This is a genomic window from Streptomyces sp. Rer75 (assembly GCF_013414305.1).
Classification (GTDB): domain Bacteria; phylum Actinomycetota; class Actinomycetes; order Streptomycetales; family Streptomycetaceae; genus Streptomyces; species Streptomyces himastatinicus.
Genome location: NZ_CP058693.1, coordinates 10,026,398 through 10,046,913 on the forward strand (window position 1 = coordinate 10,026,398; position 20,516 = coordinate 10,046,913).

Here is a 20,516-nt window from a genome sequence, read left to right on the forward strand (position 1 = left end):
CCGGGACCGCCGGGGCGCAGGCGCCCCGGGGGGTCACTGGTGCCAGGAGCGCCACAGTGCCGCGTAGGCGCCGTCGGCCGCCACCAGTTCGTCGTGGCTGCCCAGCTCGCTGATCCGGCCCGCCTCGACCACGGCGATCACATCCGCGTCATGAGCGGTGTGCAGCCGGTGCGCGATGGCGACCACCGTCCGGCCGTTCAGCACCTGGGCCAGCGACCGTTCCAGATGGCGGGCCGCCCGCGGGTCCAGCAGCGACGTGGCCTCGTCCAGCACCAGGGTGTGCGGATCGGCGAGCACCAGCCGGGCCAGCGCGATCTGCTGCGCCTGCGCCGGGGTCAGCGCCAGCCCGCCCGAGCCGACCTCGGTGTCCAGGCCCTCCTTCAGCGCCCGCGCCCAGCCGTCCGCGTCCACCGCGGCGAGCGCGGCCCACAGCTCGGCATCCTGCGCGGAGGTCCGGGCCAGCAGCAGATTGTCGCGCAGCGAGCCCACGAACACATGGTGCTCCTGGTTGACCAGGGCGACATGGGTGCGCACCTGCTCGGCGGGCATCCGCGCCAGCTCCGCGTCGCCCAGGGTCACCCGGCCGGTCCGCGGGCCGTAGATCCCGGCCAGCAGCCGGCCCAGCGTGGACTTGCCCGCGCCGGACGGGCCCACCAGCGCCAGCCGCGTCCCCGGCGGCACCGTCATGGACACCTCGTGCAGCACATCGCTGCCCTCCCGGTAGCCGAACCGCACCTCGTCCGCCCGCACCTCACGGCCGACGGGCGCCACCCCGGCGTCGGCCGGGCCCGGCTCGATCTCCCGCACCCCCACCAGCCGGGCCAGCGACACCTGCGCGACCTGGAGCTCGTCGTACCAGCGCAGGATCAGCCCGATCGGCTCGACCAGCATCTGCGACAGCAGCGCCCCCGTCGTCAGCTCGCCGATCGACATCCAGCCCTGCATGACACAGACGCCGCCGATCATCAGCACCGAGCCGGTGATCAGCGTGTAGCTCACGTTGATCACGGGGAAGAGCACCGAGCGCAGCCAGAGCGTGTATCGCTCCCACGCGGTCCATTGCCTGATCCGCAGCTCGGACTGGGCGATCCGCCGGTCGCCGAGCCGGTGGGCCTCGATGGTCCGGCCGGCGTCCACGCTCTCGGTCAGGGACGCGGACACCGCCGCGTACCCGGCCGCCTCCGAGCGATAGGCACTGGGCGCCCGCTTGAAGTACCAGCGGCAGCCGATCACCAGCACCGGGAGCGCCACCAGCACCGCGAGACCCAGCGGCGGGGCCGTCACGGTCAGCGCACCCAGCAGCAGGCCCGTCCAGACCACGCCGATGGAGAGCTGCGGGACCGCCTCGCGCATCGCGTTCGCCAGCCGGTCGATGTCGGTGGTGATCCGGGACAGCAGATCACCGGTCCCGGCCCGCTCCAGCACGCCCGGCGGCAGTCCCACCGACCGCACGAGGAAGTCCTCGCGCAGATCGGCCAGCATCTGTTCACCCAGCACCGCACCGCGCAGCCGCACCATCCGCACGAACACGGTCTGCACCACGAGCGCCACCGCGAACAGCGCGACGGTGCGCTCGATATGGAGGTCGTCCTTGCCCTGCGACAGGTCCTCGACCACCCCGCCCAGCAGCTGAGGGCCGACCATCGAGGCGAGCACGGCGGTGGCGTTCACCGCCATCAGCACGCTGAAGGCCCTCCGGTGCCGCCGCAGCAGCTCACGCACATAGTCCCGCACGGTGGCGGCCGTGCCGACCGGCAGTGTCGTCGCCGACTCCGGTGCGGCCGGGTCGTAGACGGGTGGCGCCACGCCGATCATGCCGACTCCTCGATCTGTTCCTCGATGCGTTCCAGTTCCGTGCGCCCGCCGCGGCCGTCGTCCCGCTCCCGGCCGTCATCCGGCTCCCGGGTGACCACCGCGCGATACGCGGAATCGGTGCCCAGCAGCTCGCGGTGGCTTCCCACCCCCGCAGCCACGCCGTCGTGCACGAACACCACCCGGTCGGCCTGGTCCAGCAGCAGGGGGCTGGAGGTGAACACGACCGTGGTCCGGTCCGTCCGGAGCCGCTTCAGCCCTTCCCCGATGCGTGCCTCGGTGTGCGAGTCCACGGCCGACGTCGGTTCGTCCAGCACCAGCACCTCCGGGTCGGTCACCAGCGAGCGGGCCAGCGCCAGCCGCTGCCGCTGGCCGCCCGACAGCGATCGGCCGCGTTCGGTGATCCGGGCGCCCATCGGGTCGCCGTCGCCCGAGTCGGCCACCGAGGCCTGCTCCAGCGCCTCCAGCACATCACCGCACTGCGCCGCGTCCAGCGCCTCCTTCGGTGGCACCGCGCCCGACCGCGGCACGTCCAGCAGCTCGGTGAGCGTTCCCGACAGCAGCACCGGGTCCTTGTCCTGGACGAGCACCGCGGCGCGCGCGATGGCCAGTGGCACCTCGTCCAGCGCGACCCCGCCCAACAGCGCCGAGGGCGCCCCGCCGCCGTCCCCGGATTCGGCGTCGTCCTCGGCGGGGTGACCGCCGAGCCGGTCCGCCATCCGCCCCGCCGCATCCGGATCGCCGCACACCACCGCGGTCAGCTGCCCGCTCGGTGCCAGCATCCCGGTGGCCGGGTCGTACAGATCACCGGTCGGCGGCTTCGCGTCGATCCCGGCGTCGATCCCGGCGTCGATCCCAGCGTCGATCCCGGCGTCGGGCCCGGAGCCGGAACCGGCCGCCCGCGCGTCCTCGAGCGCGGCCGAGGGGCGCCGCAGCGCCAGCACCCGGGCCGCGCGCCGCGCCGAGGGCCGGGAGAAGGAGTAGGCCATCGCGATCTCCTCGAAGTGCCGCAGAGGAAACAGCAGAAACGTCACCGCGCTGTACACGGTGACCAGCTCGCCCACCGTGATCCGCCCGTTCCCGGCCAGCACCGCCCCGTACCAGACGACCCCGATCAGCAGCATCCCCGGCAGCGCGACCTGCACCGCCGCGATCAGCGACCACATGCGCGCGCTGCGCACCGCCGCGGTCCGCACCTCCTGGGAGGCCCGCCGGTAGCGGCTCAGGAACAGGTCCTCGCCGCCGATACCGCGCAGCACGCGCAGTCCGGCCACGGTGTCCGATGCCAGCTCGGTCGCCCGGCCCGCCTTCTCCCGCTGCTCATCGGCCCGCCGCGCGGCCCGCGGCAGCAGGGGCAGCACCGCCAGCGCCAGCGCGGGCACGCCGAGCGCCACCACCACGCCGAGCGCGGGCTGGTAGAAGACCAGCGCCACACACAGCCCGACGGTCGTGATGGCCGCCGCGGTGAAGCGGGACAGCGCCTCCACGAACCAGCCGATCTTCTCGACGTCACCCGTGGACACGGCGACGACCTCACCGGCCGCCACGCGCCGGGTCAGCGTCGAACCCAGCTCGACCGCCTTACGGGCCAGCAGCTGCTGCACCCGGGCCGCCGCCGTGATCCAGTTGGTGACCGCCGCCCGGTGCAGCATGGCGTCGCCGAGCGCGATGAGCACGGTGAGCCCCACCATGAGCGCCCCGGCCAGGGCGAGCCGCGACCCGGAACGGTCGACGACCGCCTGCACACCGATGCCGATCGCTACGGGGAAGCACACCAGGGCACCCATGTGCAGCAGCCCCCACAGGGCGGCCTTGATCTGCCCGCCCAGCTGGTTCCGGCCCAGCCAGACGAGGAACCGGGTACCTGACCGTACGTCGGGTAGACCGGGGTCGGAGTACGGAAGATCGCGAATGCGCATGACGTTCCTGGGTGAGTGGCGGCGGCCGCGAAGGCAAAGAGACGTGAAAGGTTGGCCCTTCACGGGTGCGAATTTCAACTGGTTTTCCCGCAGTGGGACGGAACGCGCCAATCCCGTGCGCGCCGGGCCCACGCCGGAGTGGGACGATGGGGCACATGCGAATTTCCGGCACGATGTCCATGCGTACGGCGGTCGCGACCGTCGCTTCCCTCGCCCTTCTCACCGCCTGCGGCGGAGGCGGGGACGGCGGTGGGGACAAGGGCGGTGGCCAGGGGAAACACGCGATGCGCAGCAAGGCCCCGGCGTCGGACCCCACGCGCATCCCGGAGGTGGGGAACGCCCTCCAGGCCAAAATCCCCGGAAATTCACGGCAGGTTGTCGCGGTCTACGGCAAAGGGGTGAACTCCGCCGAAGCGACCGTGGTGCTGTACACCAAGGAAGGCAAGGACTGGAAGCGCACCCGTAGTTGGTCCGGTCACAACGGCAAGCGCGGCTGGACGACGCGTCATCACGAGGGCGACAAGCGCAGTCCGGTCGGTGTCTACACGCTCACCGACGCGGGCGGAGTGCTCCCGGACCCCGGCGCCCGGTTGCCGTACACCGAAACGGCCGCCTTCGCCGCTCCCCACTCCTGGCCCAAGTCGCACTGGACGGACTTCAACTACGTCATCGCCATCGACTACAACCGCGTCAAGGGCACCTCGCCCCTCGACCCGACCCGGCCCGAGGGACAGCGCAAGGGCGGGAGCATCTGGCTGCACATGGACCACGGCAGTGGGACGTCGGCCTGTGTGAGTCTGCCCAAGTCCGGCATGGAGTATCTGCTGCGGAACCTCGTTCCCGAGCGGCACCCGGTGGTGGTGATGGGGGACAAGGCGCATCTGGCCGCCTGAGCCCCGGCGGGGCGCCGCCCGAGCCCCCGGCGAGGCACAGACGTAACACAACGACCCCAGGGTTTTCGCGGCTGTTACATGGAACTCATCGGCGGAAACGTGTGCTCGGCAATAGTGGCGCGGAATTAGTTTTCCGCATCTCAGAAGTCCTTGGATGTCCCCGGGCTTCCCTGCCGAGGAGTCTCTCGTGCCGCACCCCTCACCATCCGTCGTCCGGCGCGCAGGCCGAGTGCTGCGCACCTCGCTGTTCACGCAGGTCGCCTGCGCGCTCGTCCTCGGAGTCACGGTCGGGAAGCTGTGGCCGGACGTGGGCACGGCCGTGCAGCCCCTCGGCGACGGCTTCGTACGCCTGATCAAGGCGGTCATCTCGCCGCTCGTCTTCTGCGTGGTCGTCGCGGGCATCGCGAAGGCCGGGGATCTGAAGGCGTTCGGACGGATCGGGCTGAAGGCGCTGATCTGGTTCGAGGTGGCCACCACGGCGGCGCTGATCATCGGCCTGCTCGCCGCCAATCTGGTCGGGCCCGGCACCGGTATGCACGTCGACCCCGCTTCCCTGGACGGCTCGGCCGTGGACGACCAGACCGCGGGCGGCCATCTGCCGTCGGCGTCCCAGTTCGTGCTGGACGCGCTGCCGGACAGCGCGGTCGGCGCCTTCGCCGAGAACTCCCTGCTCCAAGTCCTGGTGCTGGCCTGCCTGGTGGGTGCGGCCGTGCTGCACCTCGGCAAGACCAAGGTGCCCGCGATCCTCTCGGCCGTCGACCAGGCGCAGCAGGTCGTCTTCGCCGTCGTCGGCTTCCTCATGAGGCTCGCGCCGCTCGCGGTCTTCGGCGCCATGGCCCATCTGGTCGGGCAGTACGGACTGGGCGCCCTGTCGACGTACGGCAAGCTGATCGCACTGTGCTACGGCGTCGCGCTGCTCTTCCTCGTCCTGCTCGCCGTGGCGCTCAAGCTGGTCACCGGGCTGAGCCTCTGGAAGTTCGTCAGGTACTCCCGCGAGGAGATGCTGCTCGCGCTCGGCACCGCCTCCAGCGAGAGCGTGCTGCCGCGCATGATGCAGAAGCTGCGCGCGGCCGGGTGCCGCGAGGACGCGGTCGGGCTGGTACTGCCCACCGGCTACTCCTTCAACCTGGACGGCGCGTCGATCTACCTGTCCATCGGCACGCTGTTCATCGCCCAGGCGGTCGGCGTGGACCTGAGCCTCGGCCAGCAGATCACCGTCATCCTCGTGCTGATGCTCACCAGCAAGGGCATGGCGGGCGTGCCCGGATCGGCCTTCCTCGCCCTGTCGGCGACGGCCTCGGCCCTCGGGGTGATCCCGGCCGCCGCCGTCGCGCTGCTGCTCGGGGTGGACCGGATCATGGACTCGATGCGGGTGGCCACCAACCTGCTCGGCAACTGTGTGGCGGTCTTCGCCGTCGCGCGGTGGGAGGGCGCGCTGGACACCGAACGGGCCAAGCGGGTCCTCGCCGGTGAGGAGGTCGTGGCCCGCACCGGTGACGAGGCCGCCTCCCCGGCGTCGGACCCCGTGGCCCCGGCCGAGTCCGTCACCGCTCCGGCCCCGCGCGGCTGACCGCTCGCAAGCCCCGCCCCCCGCGTCAGCAGCGGCTGCCGGGGGGCCCGGAGAGGTCGTCGAGCAGATCGCCCAGGGCGTCGCGCTGCTGATCGTTCAGCGGTGCCAACACGTCCTCGGCGGCTGCTCGGCGCGCGTCGCGCAGGGCGCGCAGCGTCGACCGGCCGCTGTCGGTCAGCTCGATCCGTACCACCCGGCGGTTGGACGGATCCGGCGCACGGCGTACCGAGCCGTGCGCCTCCAGCGCGTCCACCAGCGAGGTCACCGCCCGCGGCACCACCTCCAGGCGCTCTGCGAGGTCCGCCATCCGCGGTGGCCCGTCGTGGTGTGCCACGGTGCGCAGCAGCCGGGCCTGGGCCGGGGTGATGCCCAGCGGCTCCATGTGGCGCTTCTGGGCGCGCTGAAGTCGGCGGGTCAGGCGCAGCAGCTGCTCCGCGAGGCGGCCGGATGTCTCGGGGGTGGGCATGATCGCAGTCTATCGGACCCCGTTCATTGTGAGCATAGGTAACAGTGAGCTATGCTCGGAAAGTCCGTGCCGTCTGCCATCAGAAGGAGCCCATGCGTCACGACACACCGCCGTGGACCCCAGCCACCCCCGATCCGGAGCGGCCCGCACAAGTGCGGCGCATCCTCCGGCTCTTCCGCCCCTACCGCGGCCGCCTCGCCCTGGTCGGCCTGCTGGTCGCCGCCTCCGCGCTGGTCTCGGTCGCCTCGCCGTTCCTGCTCCGCGAGATCCTCGACGACGCCATCCCCGGGCGGCGCACCGGTCTGCTGACCCTGCTCGCCCTCGGCATGATCGCGGCCGCCGTCGTCAACAGCGTCTTCGGCGTCCTCCAGACCCTCATCTCCACCACCGTCGGCCAGCGCGTCATGCACGACCTGCGCGCCGCCGTCTACGACCGGCTCCAGCGCATGCCGCTCGCGTTCTTCACCCGCACCCGCACCGGCGAGGTGCAGTCCCGGATCGCCAATGACATCGGCGGCATGCAGGCCACGGTCACCTCCACCGCGACCTCGCTGGTCTCCAACCTCACCAGCGTCGTGGCCACGGTCGTCGCCATGCTCGCGCTCGACTGGCGGCTGACCGTCGTCTCGCTGCTCCTGCTGCCGCTGTTCGTCTGGATCAGCCGCCGGGTCGGCAACGAGCGCAAGAAGATCACCTCGCAGCGCCAGAAGCAGATGGCGGCCATGTCCGCGATGGTCACCGAGTCCCTGTCGGTGAGCGGCATCCTGCTCGGCCGCACCATGGGCCGTTCCGACTCGCTCACCCAGGAGTTCACCCGGGAGTCCGAGCGCCTGGTCGGCCTCGAGGTGCGGTCCAGCATGGCGGGCCGCTGGCGGATGTCCACCATCGGCGTCGTGATGGCCGCCATGCCCGCCGTCATCTACTGGGCCGCCGGAATGGCCCTCCAGGCCGGGGGCCCGGCCGTCTCCATCGGCACCCTGGTCGCCTTCGTCTCGTTGCAGCAGGGGCTGTTCCGGCCCACCGTCAGCCTGCTGTCCACCGGGGTGGACATGCAGACCTCCCTCGCCCTCTTCGCCCGCATCTTCGAGTACCTCGACCTGCCGATCGACATCACCGAACCCGCCCGGCCGGTGCGGCTGGAGACGGTGCGCGGCGAAGTCCGCTTCGACGGCGTGGACTTCGACTACGACGCCAAGGACCCCGCCTCGCCGCAGGGGACCCTGCGCGAGATCGACCTGACCATCCCGGCGGGCGGCAGCCTGGCCGTCGTCGGATCGACCGGCTCCGGCAAGACGACCCTCAGCTATCTGGTGCCCCGGCTGTACGACGTGACCGGCGGCCGGGTGCTGATCGACGGGGTCGACGTGCGGGACCTGGACTTCGACAGCCTCGCCCGCGCGGTCGGCGTCGTCTCCCAGGAGACCTATCTCTTCCACGCCTCGATCGCCGACAACCTGCGCTTCGCCAAGCCTGACGCGAACGACGCGGAGATCGTCGCGGCGGCTGAGGCCGCCCAGATCCACGACCACATCGCCGCCCTCCCCGAGGGCTACGACACCCTGGTGGGGGAGCGGGGGTACCGCTTCTCCGGCGGTGAGAAGCAGCGGCTGGCCATAGCCAGGACGATTCTGCGCGACCCGCCCGTCCTCATCCTCGACGAGGCCACCAGCGCCCTCGACACCCGCACCGAGCAGGCCGTGCAGAAGGCCATCGACGGCCTCACGGCCGGCCGCACCACGATCACCATCGCCCACCGGCTCTCCACCGTGCGCGACGCCGACCGGATCGTCGTCCTCGACGGCGGCCGGATCGCCGAGCAGGGCACCCATGAGGAACTGCTCGCCCTCGACGGCCGTTACGCCGCCCTGGTGCGGCGCGACGCCCAGCTGTCGCCCGTCGTCCCCGCCGCGTAAGCCGCGGCCGCGGTCGTGGGGCGTCAGGAGAACTCGGCACGCACCGCATCCGTGTGCTCGCCCAGCGCGGGCACCGGCCGCAGCGCCGCCTGACGCCCCGCCACCTCGACCGGCGGCAGCAGGCCGCGCAGCGGCCCGACGGGCGAGCCGAACTCGCCCCAGCGCTCCCGGGCGGCCAACTGCGGATGCCCGGCCAGCCCCGCGACATTCCGCAGCCGGGCATTGGCGATGCCCGCCCCGTCCAGCAGCGCCACCAGACCGTCGGCCGTGTGGTCCGCGAAGGCCCGCTCCAGCTCGGCCGTCAGCTCCTCGTCGTGGGTGCGGCGCAGCGGATTGTCGGCGAAGCGCGGATCGCGGATCAGCTCCGGGCGACCCACGACGCGTTCGCACAGGATGATCCACTCGCGGTCGTTCTGCACGCTCAGAAACACCTGGGTACCGTCGCCGCAGCGATAGGCGCCGTACGGGGAGATCGACGGATGGCGGGCCCCGCTGCGCACCACCCCGCCTCCGCCGTAGGCCTGTGCGAAGTACGGATGGCCCATCCACTCGCCCAGTGCGTCGAGGAGGCTGACGCTCAGGTCCGTCCCCGCGCCGGTGCGCTCCCGCTCGTACAGCGCGGTGAGGATGCCGGTGTACGCGTACATCCCGCCCGCGATGTCGGCGATCGAGATGCCGGGGCGGGCAGGCTCCTCGGGGCTCCCGGTGATCGACAGCAGCCCCGCCTCGCACTGGACGAGCAGGTCGTACGCCTTCTTGTCCCGGTACGGCCCGCGGTCCCCGTAGCCGGTGATCGCGCAGTTGATCAGGCGTGGATGCCCGGCCCGCAGCACGTCCGCCGAGAGCCCGAGCCGGTCCACCGCGCCGGGCGCCAGGTTGTGCACGAACACATCGGCGCGGGACAGGAGCGCGTCGAGCAGGGTCCGGTCCGCGGCGTCCTTCACGTCGAGGACGACGCTCTCCTTGCCGCGGTTGACCCAGACGAAGTACGCCGACATGCCCTTGACCTCGCGGTCGTACTCCCGGGCGAAGTCGCCCCGCCCCGGCCGCTCCACCTTGATGACCCGCGCGCCGAGGTCGGCGAGCTGTCGGGTGGCGTACGGGGCGGCGACGGCCTGTTCGAGGGCGACGACGGTGATCCCGTCCAGGGGCTGTGCGGGCATGGGCGACTCCTTCGGTACGGGTAGCCCCTGTCTTCCCCGCGGTGAGCGGCCGCCGAACGCCGCTCACCGCGCCGGGTTCACCGGAAAGGCTTCCGGCTCAGCCGAGCAGCTTCCGCAGGTAGGCGATCTGCTCGGCCTGCTGGTGGGGGCCGCCGCCCTCGTGGCCGTTGAAGGACCACACCTTCAGCTCCTTCTCGCCCGCGTAGTGGTGGTACGCGGCGAAGCCGCACGAGGTCGGGGTGATCTCGTCGCGCAGGGCGGTCGAGAAGAGCGCGGGCGCGGTGGCCCGGGCCGCGAAGTTGAGGCCGTCGAAGTGGTCGAGGGTCGCGAAGACCTGCTCGGTGAGATCGCGCTGACCGGCGCAGAAGCGGGCCAGTTCGCCGTAGGGATCGGCGTCGGTGATCTCGACGGCCCGCCGGATGTGCGTCATGAACGGCACGTCCACCAGCGCCGCGGTCAGGTCCGGCACCAGCCCGGCCGCCGCCAGGGCCATGCCACCGCCCTGGCTGCCGCCGCTGACGACGATCCGGCCCGAGTCGACCAGCGGATGCGCGCGGGCGGCCTCCACCGCGCGCACGGCGTCGGTGTACAGCCGCCGGTAGTAGTAGTCGTCCGGGGAGAGGATCCCCTGGGTCATCTTGCCCGGCGCCTCGGGGCCGGTGCCGCCGGCCGGATCGGGGGTGGCGCCGGGGGAGTGCTGGGCCCAGCCCTGGCCCCGGGTGTCCATGACGAAGACCGCGTAGCCCACCGACGGCCACAGCAGCCAGTTGTGCGGCAGGCCCCGGCCGCCGTTGTAGCCGATGTACTGCACCACGCACGGCAGCGGGCCCGCGGCCTCGCGCGGCGCCAGCAGCCAGCCGCGTATCCGGTGCCCGCCGAACCCGGAGAACTCGACGTCGTAGGTGTGCAGCCGGGTCAGGCCCGTGTCGGTCTCGGTGAAGACCGCGTTCAGGTCCGCGGTGCGGGCCTCGGCGAGGGTGCGCTCCCAGAACGCGTCGAAGCCGTCCGGCTCGGGCAGCGGGGGCCGGTACGTGCGCAGCTGGTCCAGGGGCAGATCGACGAACACGGGGCGAAGACCTCCGGAAAATCGGTACGGCGACGGCCAGGGGCAACGTGGAGGAGCGATGTGCGGACGCTGTGGATCGTTCGGATATCCGATCAGTGTTCGACTTCTCGGTCAAGAGGACATACGGGCCGGGGGAGCGGTGCTGGAGCGCACGATCAGCCGGGTGGACAGCTCGGTCCGCATCCCCTCCGGAACCTCACCCGCCCTCAGCCGCAGCAGGGTGCGCAGCGCCGTCGCCGCCATCTCGGACAGCGGCTGACGGACCGTAGTGAGCGCTGGCGTGGTCCAGCGGGCCTGCGGCAGATCGTCGAACCCCACCACGCTGACGTCCTCGGGCACCCGCAACCCCCGCTCCCGCAGCGCCCGGTACGCGCCGAGCGCCATCGGGTCGGAGCACACGAACACCGCCGTCGGCGGCTCGGGCAGCTCCAGGAGCTCCGTCATCCGCTGGTACGCCCCGGTCTCCCGGAAGTCGCCGTAGCGTACGTACGAGAGCGGCACCCGCAGCCCGGCCGCGGCCATCGCCGAGCGGAACCCGGCCACCCGCGCCCCGCTGCACACCTTCCGCCGGTAGCCGCCGATCACCGCGATCCGCCGGTGCCCGAGGCCGAGTAGATGCTCGGTCGCGCTCACACCGCCCTGCCAGTCGGCGGCACCCACGGACGGCACCCCCGGCGGCGGCACCGGCCCGGGATCGATCAGCACGAACGGGACCCGGTGCTCATCGAGCCAGGCGTACTGCGTGGGCGTCAGCTCCGCGAGATGGAACAGCACCCCGGAACTGCCCCGGGCGCACAGCTTGTCCAGCCATCCCCGCTCGGGCCGCCCGTCGCGGAGGCGCGGCAGCCCGGCCGACACCACCACCTCGAGCCCCGCGTCGTGCGCTGCCGCCTCCACGCCGTGCAGCACCGCGCCCGACCACGCGCCGTCCAGGGACTGCACCACCAGATCGACCAGGGCGGGCGGCCGGGGCGTCTCGGGGCGCGGTTTGCGGACGTACCCCAGGCGGTCCAGGACCTCGCTGACCCGGCGGCGGGTGTCGGGCGCCACGTCCTCGCGGCCGTTGACCACCTTCGAAGCGGTCGGCACCGAAACCCCTGCCTCGCGGGCGATGACCGCCAGCGTCGGACCCGTCGACCCCGGGGAACGCGCCATCGAGATACCCCTTCCCGAACCCGCCCAAGCGCGACACCGACCGGGCAGAAACCGGTTACTACAGTAAGGCCGCCGCAACTCCGGCGGGAAGACCCGGGAGTTGAGGCGACCCCCTTCGGTCCGTGACGTCACAGGCCGTAGCGGTTCTTCAGATGGCGCCAGAAGTCCCGGTACATCCACTTGTCGAATTCGGTGATGCGGTCGGCGGAACCCGCCTTCATGAGGAAGCCGCCCACCCCGGTCGGGGACCAGTCGTAGAAGTCGTCCAGACCGTAGGTGTGCCCGATCTCGTGCAGCAGGATGTGGATGTTGTCCTGGTTCACCGCGCCCAGCATGTACTCACTGCCGATGCGCTGCCCCCAGTCGCCCCCCGCGCCGCCGCCGAAGCCCTTGGTCAGCCACAGCGACTGGTCGTAGTGGCGGGCCGCGCCACCGGGGCACTTGGAGTAGTTGCCGTCCTGGTGGAAGAAGCGGCCGCAGTCCGGGGCGCACTGCGGAGCGCCGCCGCCGTCCAGGATTCCGGTGTAGATGTCGACCGAGTTGTCACTCCACTGGAGCGTGGAGCGGTTCTTGACCGCCCAGCCGACGATCTTGACCGGGACCTCCTTGTACGGGAAGTTCTCGAATCCCGCGACCTGGTCGATCCACTTCTTCGACTGGCGCTTGAGCGCGGTGTGGATCTGGTCGCGCACCTGCGCCGTGACCGGCTGGTCGGATTCCCAGCGGACGCAGTAGTTCAGGCTGCCCTTGTTGGCCATCACCTGATCCCAGCCGTAGTTCTTGAAGCCGTACAGGTCGGGATAGGTGGACTCGACGTGCCTCCAGACCTCGTTCAGCGGCTGGACGAGGTTGCTCGGCGGGTTCCAGGTGTCCGACGCGCCCGTCCCGGCGGCGTCGGCGGGTGCGGTGAATCCGATGAGGGACAGCGCCCCGGCCGCGGTGGCGGTCAGGAGGGCACGTAATCCGCGAAGTCTTCGTGCGGGCATGGCGGCTCGCTTCCGTGTGGGGAACGGGAGCGGGCGACGCACCCCCCGGGGAGTGGCCGAACGGGGACGCCGCCCGCACCCTCCAGTGGCCCCCGCGCCCCGGAAAGTTGCCGCCGCCTTCCCGGATGCGCACGGACTGACAAACCGCCGTGCGCTCAGCGGCCGTTACGGGCGTTCCGCGGGCCGTCCCCCGTCAGCCTCACCCACCCGGGCCGCGGCCGGGTCCAGCACCCGGGTGAGGAACGCCCGGGTCCGCGGATGCCGCGGCGCGGCCACGACCTGCTCCGGGCCGCCCTCCTCCACGATCACCCCGTCGTCCATGAACACCACCCGGTCGGCGACCTCCCGCGCGAAGCTCATCTCATGCGTGACGACCAGCATCGTCATCCCCTCGTCGGCCAGCGCGCGCATGACGGCGAGCACATCCCCGACCAGCTCGGGGTCGAGGGCCGAGGTCGGCTCGTCGAACAGCATCAGCTCCGGATCCATCGCCAGCGCCCGCGCGATCGCCACCCGCTGCTGCTGCCCGCCCGACAGCTGCGCCGGATAGGCGGTCTCCTTGTCCGTCAGGCCCACCCGGCGCAGGGTGTCCCGCCCGATCCGTACCGCCTCGGCCTTGTCGCGGCGCAGCACCCGCCGCTGCGCGATGGTCAGGTTCTCCAGCGCCGTCAGGTGCGGGAAGAGGTTGAACGCCTGGAACACCATGCCGATCCGCCGCCGCACCCAGTCGATGTCCACATCCGGGTCGGTGACCTCGGCGCCGCCCACGGTCACCGAGCCCGACGTCGGCTCCTCCAGCAGGTTCACACAGCGCAGCAGCGTCGACTTGCCGGAGCCCGACGGCCCGATGACGCAGACCACCTCACCTCGCTCCACCGCGAGGTCGATGCCCTTCAGCACCTCCAGCCCGCCGAAGGACTTGTGCAGCCCCCGGATCCGGATCACGGTCCGATCACCTCGCCTTCGCCGTACGGGCCTCCAGCCACCGGACCAGCTGGCCCAGCGGAACGGTGATCAGCAGGTAGCACAGCCCGGCGACCAGGATCGGGGTGAGACTGCGGTGCTGATTGAGCGCGTCCCGGCCGAACTTGGACAGTTCGTACTGGTCCAGGGAGAGCCCGAGCAGATACACCAGGGACGAGTCCTTGGTCAGCAGGATCAGTTCGTTGGTCAGCGGCGGCAGCACGATCCGGAACGCCTGCGGAATGATGATCGAGACCATCGCCCGGCCGTGGGACATGCCGAGCGAACGCGCCGCTTCCATCTGCCCCTTGGGCACGGCCCGGATGCCCGCGCGGATCGTCTCCGCCATGTACGCGGCCCCGACCAGGCCGAGCGCCAGCATGACCGTGACATAGCGGTCCAGCGCCACCTGGAAGGCGAGCGGCACCCCGAAGCCGAGCGCGATGAACACCAGCAGCGCCGGAACGCCGCGGAAGAACTCGATGTACGCCACCGACAGCCAGCGGTACGGCGGCACCTGCGAGAGCCGCATCAGCGCCAGCACGAGCCCGGCCAGGAGCCCGAACCCGAAGCCGAGCAGGGTGTAGACGACGGTGTTGACCAGGGCGGTGGTGAGGATGTCGGGTAACAGGGACCGGGCGACGCCCGCGTCGAAGAACGCGCGGCGCAGTTCACCCCAGTCCGCGGCCAGGGCGACGACGAGCAACACGGCGGCGAGCACGGCGTACTGCACCGTCCGTACCGCCCGGGCCCGCCGCCGACGGGTCATTGCCATCACGGTGTGGACTCCTCAGCTCCTTGGCGCGGTGCCGAACCACTTCCGGTAGATCGTGTCGTAGCGGCCGTCCTTCTTCGCGTCGGCCAGCACTTGGTTGATCTTCTTGCGCAGGGCGTCGTTGCCGGTGCGTACGGCGATGCCGTACTTCTCCCCGGTGCTGAACTCGGCCGTCACCTCGGTGTCCGGGTTGTCCTTGACGAAGTCGTACAGCACCCCGTTGTCGTTGATGCCCGCCGCGACCTGTCCGGTCTTGACCGCGGACACCAGCAGCCCGAGGTCCTCGAATTGCACCAGCGTGGCGCCCACGGCCCGCTTCTGGGCGTACGTCTCCCCGGTGGTCCCCTGCTGGACCGCCAGCCGCTTGCCCTTGAGGTCGGCGAGGGTCCGGTACGGCTTGCCCTTCCGGGTGAGCAGCGCCTGGGTGGCTTCGAAGTAGGGGCGGGAGAAGTCCAGGTTCTTCTCGCGGACGGCAGTGATCGTCATCCCGGCCGCGGCGACGTCGCAGGTGCTGGTGTTGAGGTCCTCACCGGACTGGATGCCCTCGAAGGGCGTGTCCACGATCTCCTGCTTCACCTTCAGCTCCGAGGCGACGAGATCGACCAGATCCACGTCGAAGCCGACGATCTTCTTGCCCTGCCGGGACTGGAAGGGCGGATAGGGCAGATGGGTGCAGGTGGTCAGCTTGCCGGACTTCACCAGGCTGATGTCCGGGCCGCCGGAGGCCGACGGTTCGGTGCTGGTACAGCCGATGAGCAGGGCGGCAGCTGCGGCAGTGGCTATGGCGGGCAGCGCGGAGCGAGCGGACACGGCACCTCCGGGACGTGGTCGGTGAACGACCCCACGGGACACGTGATCAGTGCGTCGGCCCGCATCCTGCCACTCTCCGTGCCGCCTTGACCCCGCCGTGTGCGTTGCGAGCGCATAACGGCCGCGGGGCCCTCGATACGGATGACCCCACGGATGACCCCGCTAGCGCCGCCGTCGCCGCCTGCGGCGCTTGCTCCAGAACCAGCCGGCCGGCGGCTCGTCCGCCCGCCAGGGCTGGGGCTCGGGCGCGCCGCGCCGCCGCCAGCGCGCGGTCAGCATGCGCGTGCGCGCGGCGGGCTCGGTGACCTCGGCACCCCGGACGAAGTCCTCGTCGAGAACGAGGTCGTCCCAGTCGTCCGCGTCGTCCCCGGGGTCTGTGGATCCGGTGCTCAAGGGGCACCTCCCGTCCGCCGGTGTGCCGCTCGGGCATGAAAGCGTGTTCCTGGAGCGAGAAACGTGCGGGACGCCCGCCGAGTTCCGGCGGCTCACAAGGCTCACGAGGCCACAAGGCTCACGAGGGGATCCAGACGCGCATCGGTCCGGCCTCCCGGTTCGCCCAGGCGTAATAGGGGATCGCGGTGACACGCACCGGGTCGCCCACGCCACCGATGTCGCCCCCGGCGCCCGGGTACGGCCACCAGCCGCCGTCCGGGGCCGCCCGGCGCAGCGCCCGGGCCATGATCACGGTCACTCCGCCCAGCAGCTGCGGCCGGTGCTCGGCGACCAGCTCGGTGCCCGTGTCGAGCGTGATGCCGTCCAGCCGCAGCCCGGCGGGCTGATCCGGCTGCTCCAGGCAGTACACCAGCGGTCCGTGCTCGATCGCGGTGCAGCCGCGCACCGCGTCCACCCGTGGATCGGGGCGGGTCAGCCGGGGCGCCAGCGGCAGGGTGAGGACCACGGTCTCGCCCGGCCGCCAGCGGCGCCGCAGCCGCAGCCAGCCCCGCTGCGCGCGCTCCGTCACCGCCTCGCCGCCAACCGTCGCCTCGTACCGGTCGGCCCAGTGCGGGATGCGCAGCGACAGCGTCCAGTCCGCCTCCGCGGGAGCCTCGTCCACGACCACCGCGATCCGGCCTTCCCACGGGTAGCCGGTGCCCACCCGCACCGTTCCGCCGCCCGCCGCGTACACCCCCGACGCGTACTGGTGCAGCTGAAGGCCCTCGCCGTCACCGCTCGCCATGTAGTGCGGCAGCGACGCCAGCAGCCGCATCACGTTGGGCGGGCAGCAGGCGCAGCGGAACCAGGGCGTCCGCCGCGCCTCCTGGTCGCCGTGGGACTCCGTACGGCCCTCCGTACGGCTGTCGCGGACCTGGAGCGGATTCACGTACAGCCAGCGCTCGCCGTCCAGGGAGACGCCGGACGCGAAGCCGTTGAACAGGGTGCGTTCGATCAGGTCGCTGTAGCGGGCATCCCCCGTGAGCAGCGCCATCCGCCAGCTGAACTGGATGGAGGCGATGGCCGCGCAGGTCTCCGCGTACGCCCGGTCCGGCGGGAGTTCGTAGGGGTCGCCGAAGGACTCCAGATCGTGCCGGGAGCCCACGCCGCCCGTGAGGTAGGTCTTGGTGGCGACCATGTCCTCCCACAGCCGCACCAGTGCGTCCCGCAGCTCCCGGTCGCCGGTCTCGGCCGCCAGGTCCGCGGCCCCGGCCAGCAGATACAGCTGGCGCACCGCATGCCCGGCGACCGCCCTCGCGTCCCGCACCGGGACGTGGTCCTGCCAGTAGGGCGCCCCGGGGCGCGGGCCGCCGTCCGTCCCGCCGTCTCCCAGGGTGCCCTGTCCGCGCCGTTCCACGAAGTACCCGGCCAGATCGAGATAGCGCCGCTCGCCGGTCTCCCGGTACAGCTCGACCAGTGCCGTCTCGATCTCCGGATGCCCGCACACCGCGTCCACGGCCTTGTCCGGGCCGAAGACCGCGTCGATGTGATCGGCGAACCGCACCGCCACGTCGAGCAGCCCGTCCTCACCGGTGGACCGCCGGTGCGCGACGGCGGCCTGGAGGAGATGACCCGCGCAGTACAGCTCGTGTCCCCAGTGCAGCTCCGACCACCGCCGGGCGCCTGGTCGGACCTGGTAGTACGTCTGCACATAGCCGTCCGCGTCCTGAGCGTCCGACACCAGGGCCGCCAGCCACGCCACTTGCCCGGCCAGCTTCTCGGCGGCCGGTCCGCCGGGCTCCTCGGCGAGCTGCCAGGACGCGGCCTCCAGCCACTTGTGCACATCGGAGTCCTGGAACGGGAAGTCGCCGGTGAACCCCTCCTCCGCCGTTCCCGCGGCGGCCCGCAGATTGGCGAGATTGCCCGCCTCCTCCAGTCTCCCCGGCCCCTGCGGAACGCTGACCTCGGCGTTGACGCGCCGCTTCGCGGCCCAGAACCCTCCGGTGATCCTGGCCATGACGGGCGGCCGGAGAGCGGTGTGCGCATCCTGCGAGAGCCGGATCGGTCCTACGGACATCTGCCTACCCCTTACCCCGTACGTTCCGTGGCGGCCATGCCTTCCACGGCCTGGCGAGCCGCACGCGCCATGTGGGCCATTCCACTGCACTTCGGCGCCGGAGTCAGGAGGGGCGACCGTGGTTCGTGTCAGGAGGCGACGGGACGTCAGGCGGCGGGCAGCTCCGCCCCGTCCACCACATGGGCCACGCCGCACGTGACGTTGTCGGGCCCGCCCGCGCGGTTGGCGAGGGCGATGAGTTCGAGCGCCGCCTCCCCGGGATCGGCCACCGAGCCCAGTACGCGCCGGATCTCCTCCGCGGACACCACACCGCTGAGCCCGTCCGAGCACAGCAGATACCGGTCACCCGCCAGGGCGTCCCGCAGCGCCAGATCGGGCTCGAACGCCGCACCACCGCCCACGGCCCGCAGCAGCAGTGCCCTTTGGGGATGGGACACGGCCTCCGCCGCCGTGATGCGCCCCTCGTCGAGCAGCGACCGCACCACGGTGTGGTCGTGGGTGATCTGGAACAGCTCGCCGTCGCGCAGCAGATACGCCCGCGAATCGCCGATGTGCACCAGCCCCAGCCGGGACCCCGACCACACCAGCGCGGTCAGCGTCGTCCCGACCCCGCGCAGCGCGGGGTCGGACGCGGCCAGCTCGCACACCGAGGCGTGCGCCCGGTGCGCCGCGTCCTCCAGGGCGCTCAGCAGCTCGGCCCCCGGGACCTCGGACTCCAGCGGCTTGAGCGCCTCGATGGCCGCCTCGCTCGCATGACGGCTGCCGCCGAAGCCGTCGGCGACGGCGAGCAGATGCGGACCGGCGTACCCGGAGTCCTCGTTGCTCTCGCGGACCGAGCCCCGGTCGGAGAGCACCGCGTAGCGAACTCCCTGGGTGCCGTGGGAAGAAGACATGGCGTTGTCCTTTCCGGACAGCTGTGACAGCTGCGACAACTGTGACAGCTGGTCGACGAGGAAGGCGGCCAGGTCGCGCCGGGCCGCCGTATCGGCCTCGACCTGCGCCCAGTACGCGCGGACCTCCCGCGCCGCCGCGCCCGGGTCCAGCTCGCACACGGTACGGATCCGGGCCAGCGGCATCCCCAGGCGGCGCAGCCAGGCCACCAGCCGGGCCCGCTCCAGCTGCGCCGGGTCGTAGAGGCGGTAGCCGGAGTGCGGGTCGACGCGGGCGGGCGGCAGCAGCCCGAGTTCGTCGTACAGGCGCAGCGCCTTGGGGGACAGCCTCGATGCCCTCGCGAACGCGCCGATCGTCAGCAGTCCCATGCTCGCCCTCCTCGCGCCGGGCACCTCGCCCGGCCACCACGATGCTGGAGCTTCCCCCTCGGAGAAGGTCAACCGAGGTCAACCTAGGCCAACGAAGACCAATCAGAGATCACATTCACACTCATATATCGCGCCTATTTATATTTATCAGTCATATACTTTCATTTAGCCTTCTTCAGGCATTCGTTGTGATTAGCGCGGGAACTGACGGGACATCCGCACAGACTCGTGGCAGCCACGAGGTGAGGGAGGACCCATGTCCGTTTCCACCACGCCCGGAACCGTGTGGGGCACCTGGATCAACCTGGAAGGCGGCATCCACTCCGAGCCCGCGCCGGTGGCCCAGGCCGATGACCGGATCCAAGTCTTCATCCGGGGCGGGTTGAACGTCCTCTGGAGCAGACTCGAGACCCGCAGCGGCGGGTGGGGGCCCTGGCAGCAGTACCCGGGCCTGGCAGTCGACGGCATCCCCGCACCGATCCGCGGGAAGGACGGCAAGGTGCGGGTCTTCTACCGCACCCCGGGCAACAACCTGGAGGTCATCACCCAGACCTCCATCAACTCCGGGTACGGAGCGCCCCAGATCCTGGCCACCGGCATCGGGGACGATCCGGCCGCGGCGCTCGGCGCCGACGGCCGCATCTATGTGTTCTTCCCCGGCACCGACAACGCCCTGTGGTTCCTGCGCAACCAGGATCTCCAGTACGAGACGTACACCGCCGCGACGTCGCTGGGTAACGCCATCTTCGCCACGCCGTCGCCCATCCTCGACGGGGGAGGGCGGATCGTGGTGGCGGTCAAGGGCAGCGGCGAAACGCTCTACACCATCCAGCAAACGACCGCGAACTCCCCCACCTGGGAGTCCTACTTCCTCAGCGCCACCAACGTGACCAGCCGCCCCTCGGTGTGCCTGGACGCGGCAGGCAGGGTGCAGATCTTCTTCCGGGGCGTCGACGGCTCCGTCCGGCGCGTCGGGCAGAACGACGACTACGACACGTTCGGCACCGCCGTGAGTCTGGGCGCCCAGATCGTGTGGCGCCCCACCTGCGGCCTGGGCCAGGACGGCCGGGTCAACGTGTTCATCAAGGCCACCGACAACGCCCTGTGGGTCGCCGTCCAGACCACGGAGAACGGCAACACCTACACCGGCTTCCAGTCCCTCGGCGGCGTCATCGGCTCCGCCGGTATCAGCGTCCCCATTGCCAACGAGGAGAACCTGCTCTACGTGTTCCTCCAGGGCAACGGGCCCGCCAGGGACCTCTGGCTCCAGCGCCAGACGTTCGTCTGAGCCGCACTCCGGGGGCTCCACGGTTTTCG

17 protein-coding genes are annotated in these 20,516 nt (G+C 71.4%); 4 read left to right on the forward strand and 13 right to left on the reverse strand.

Features of this window, described 5'->3' with window-relative positions; translation table 11 throughout:
- Positions 1 to 33: 33 nt before the first annotated feature.
- Together HYQ63_RS42285 and HYQ63_RS42290 are read right to left on the reverse strand one after the other, a co-directional pair.
- On the reverse strand, positions 34 to 1,815 hold the full coding sequence (locus HYQ63_RS42285) for an ABC transporter ATP-binding protein (RefSeq protein ID WP_179939328.1): 1,782 nt from the start codon (positions 1,813 to 1,815) through the stop codon (positions 34 to 36).
- Positions 1,812 to 3,731, reverse strand: a complete 1,920-nt coding sequence (locus tag HYQ63_RS42290) for an ABC transporter ATP-binding protein (RefSeq protein WP_179939329.1) — start codon at positions 3,729 to 3,731, stop codon at positions 1,812 to 1,814. The genes HYQ63_RS42285 and HYQ63_RS42290 overlap by 4 nt, the downstream gene beginning before the upstream one ends.
- A gap of 155 nt (positions 3,732 to 3,886) precedes the next feature.
- Between HYQ63_RS42290 and HYQ63_RS42295 the strand changes: the two genes are divergently transcribed.
- Both HYQ63_RS42295 and HYQ63_RS42300 read left to right on the forward strand, forming a co-directional pair.
- Positions 3,887 to 4,624 carry a L,D-transpeptidase family protein gene (locus tag HYQ63_RS42295; RefSeq protein WP_257232514.1) on the forward strand — a complete coding sequence of 246 codons (738 nt, stop codon included), beginning with the start codon at positions 3,887 to 3,889 and terminating at the stop codon, positions 4,622 to 4,624.
- 154 nt (positions 4,625 to 4,778) lie between these two features.
- Entirely contained in the window at positions 4,779 to 6,194 is a 1,416-nt protein-coding gene (locus HYQ63_RS42300) for a cation:dicarboxylate symporter family transporter (RefSeq protein WP_373689186.1), read from the forward strand.
- A 25-nt stretch (positions 6,195 to 6,219) separates the two neighbouring features.
- Here the strand turns inward: HYQ63_RS42300 and HYQ63_RS42305 are convergent, their stop codons facing one another.
- Complete coding sequence (locus tag HYQ63_RS42305) at positions 6,220 to 6,660, reverse strand: MarR family winged helix-turn-helix transcriptional regulator (protein ID WP_179939331.1); 441 nt, start codon at positions 6,658 to 6,660, stop codon at positions 6,220 to 6,222.
- A 92-nt stretch (positions 6,661 to 6,752) separates the two neighbouring features.
- Between HYQ63_RS42305 and HYQ63_RS42310 the strand changes: the two genes are divergently transcribed.
- Positions 6,753 to 8,573: an ABC transporter ATP-binding protein gene (locus HYQ63_RS42310; RefSeq protein ID WP_179939332.1), complete on the forward strand. Its 1,821-nt coding sequence runs from the start codon at positions 6,753 to 6,755 to the stop codon at positions 8,571 to 8,573.
- Between the two features lie 23 nt (positions 8,574 to 8,596).
- On the opposite strand, the gene HYQ63_RS42315 is transcribed toward HYQ63_RS42310, so the two are convergent.
- From HYQ63_RS42315 to HYQ63_RS42360, 10 genes are all read right to left on the reverse strand, one after another.
- Positions 8,597 to 9,736 carry a CaiB/BaiF CoA-transferase family protein gene (locus HYQ63_RS42315; RefSeq protein ID WP_179939333.1) on the reverse strand — a complete coding sequence of 380 codons (1,140 nt, stop codon included), beginning with the start codon at positions 9,734 to 9,736 and terminating at the stop codon, positions 8,597 to 8,599.
- Positions 9,737 to 9,833: 97 nt separating this feature from the next.
- Positions 9,834 to 10,802: an alpha/beta fold hydrolase gene (locus HYQ63_RS42320; RefSeq protein WP_179939334.1), complete on the reverse strand. Its 969-nt coding sequence runs from the start codon at positions 10,800 to 10,802 to the stop codon at positions 9,834 to 9,836.
- A gap of 111 nt (positions 10,803 to 10,913) precedes the next feature.
- Positions 10,914 to 11,957 (reverse strand): LacI family DNA-binding transcriptional regulator, encoded by a 1,044-nt coding sequence (locus HYQ63_RS42325; protein WP_179939335.1) that lies wholly within the window; start codon positions 11,955 to 11,957, stop codon positions 10,914 to 10,916.
- A 128-nt stretch (positions 11,958 to 12,085) separates the two neighbouring features.
- Entirely contained in the window at positions 12,086 to 12,943 is an 858-nt protein-coding gene (locus tag HYQ63_RS42330; RefSeq protein ID WP_179939336.1) for a hypothetical protein, read from the reverse strand.
- Positions 12,944 to 13,108: 165 nt separating this feature from the next.
- The gene (locus HYQ63_RS42335; RefSeq protein WP_179939337.1) at positions 13,109 to 13,888 is read right to left on the reverse strand and encodes an amino acid ABC transporter ATP-binding protein; all 780 of its coding nucleotides are present in this window, start codon (positions 13,886 to 13,888) and stop codon (positions 13,109 to 13,111) included.
- 7 nt (positions 13,889 to 13,895) lie between these two features.
- Positions 13,896 to 14,681, reverse strand: a complete 786-nt coding sequence (locus tag HYQ63_RS42340) for an amino acid ABC transporter permease (protein ID WP_179939338.1) — start codon at positions 14,679 to 14,681, stop codon at positions 13,896 to 13,898.
- 15 nt (positions 14,682 to 14,696) lie between these two features.
- The gene (locus tag HYQ63_RS42345) at positions 14,697 to 15,491 is read right to left on the reverse strand and encodes an ABC transporter substrate-binding protein (protein WP_179939339.1); all 795 of its coding nucleotides are present in this window, start codon (positions 15,489 to 15,491) and stop codon (positions 14,697 to 14,699) included.
- Positions 15,492 to 15,653: 162 nt separating this feature from the next.
- Positions 15,654 to 15,884: a hypothetical protein gene (locus tag HYQ63_RS42350; protein WP_179939340.1), complete on the reverse strand. Its 231-nt coding sequence runs from the start codon at positions 15,882 to 15,884 to the stop codon at positions 15,654 to 15,656.
- Between the two features lie 118 nt (positions 15,885 to 16,002).
- Entirely contained in the window at positions 16,003 to 17,940 is a 1,938-nt protein-coding gene (locus HYQ63_RS42355; RefSeq protein ID WP_179939341.1) for a glycoside hydrolase family 127 protein, read from the reverse strand.
- 146 nt (positions 17,941 to 18,086) lie between these two features.
- Positions 18,087 to 19,199, reverse strand: coding sequence for a MerR family transcriptional regulator (locus tag HYQ63_RS42360; RefSeq protein WP_179939342.1), 1,113 nt, complete (start codon positions 19,197 to 19,199; stop codon positions 18,087 to 18,089).
- A gap of 256 nt (positions 19,200 to 19,455) precedes the next feature.
- On the opposite strand from HYQ63_RS42360, the gene HYQ63_RS42365 reads away from it, so the two are divergent.
- Positions 19,456 to 20,487: a hypothetical protein gene (locus HYQ63_RS42365; RefSeq protein ID WP_179939343.1), complete on the forward strand. Its 1,032-nt coding sequence runs from the start codon at positions 19,456 to 19,458 to the stop codon at positions 20,485 to 20,487.
- Positions 20,488 to 20,516: the final 29 nt, after the last annotated feature.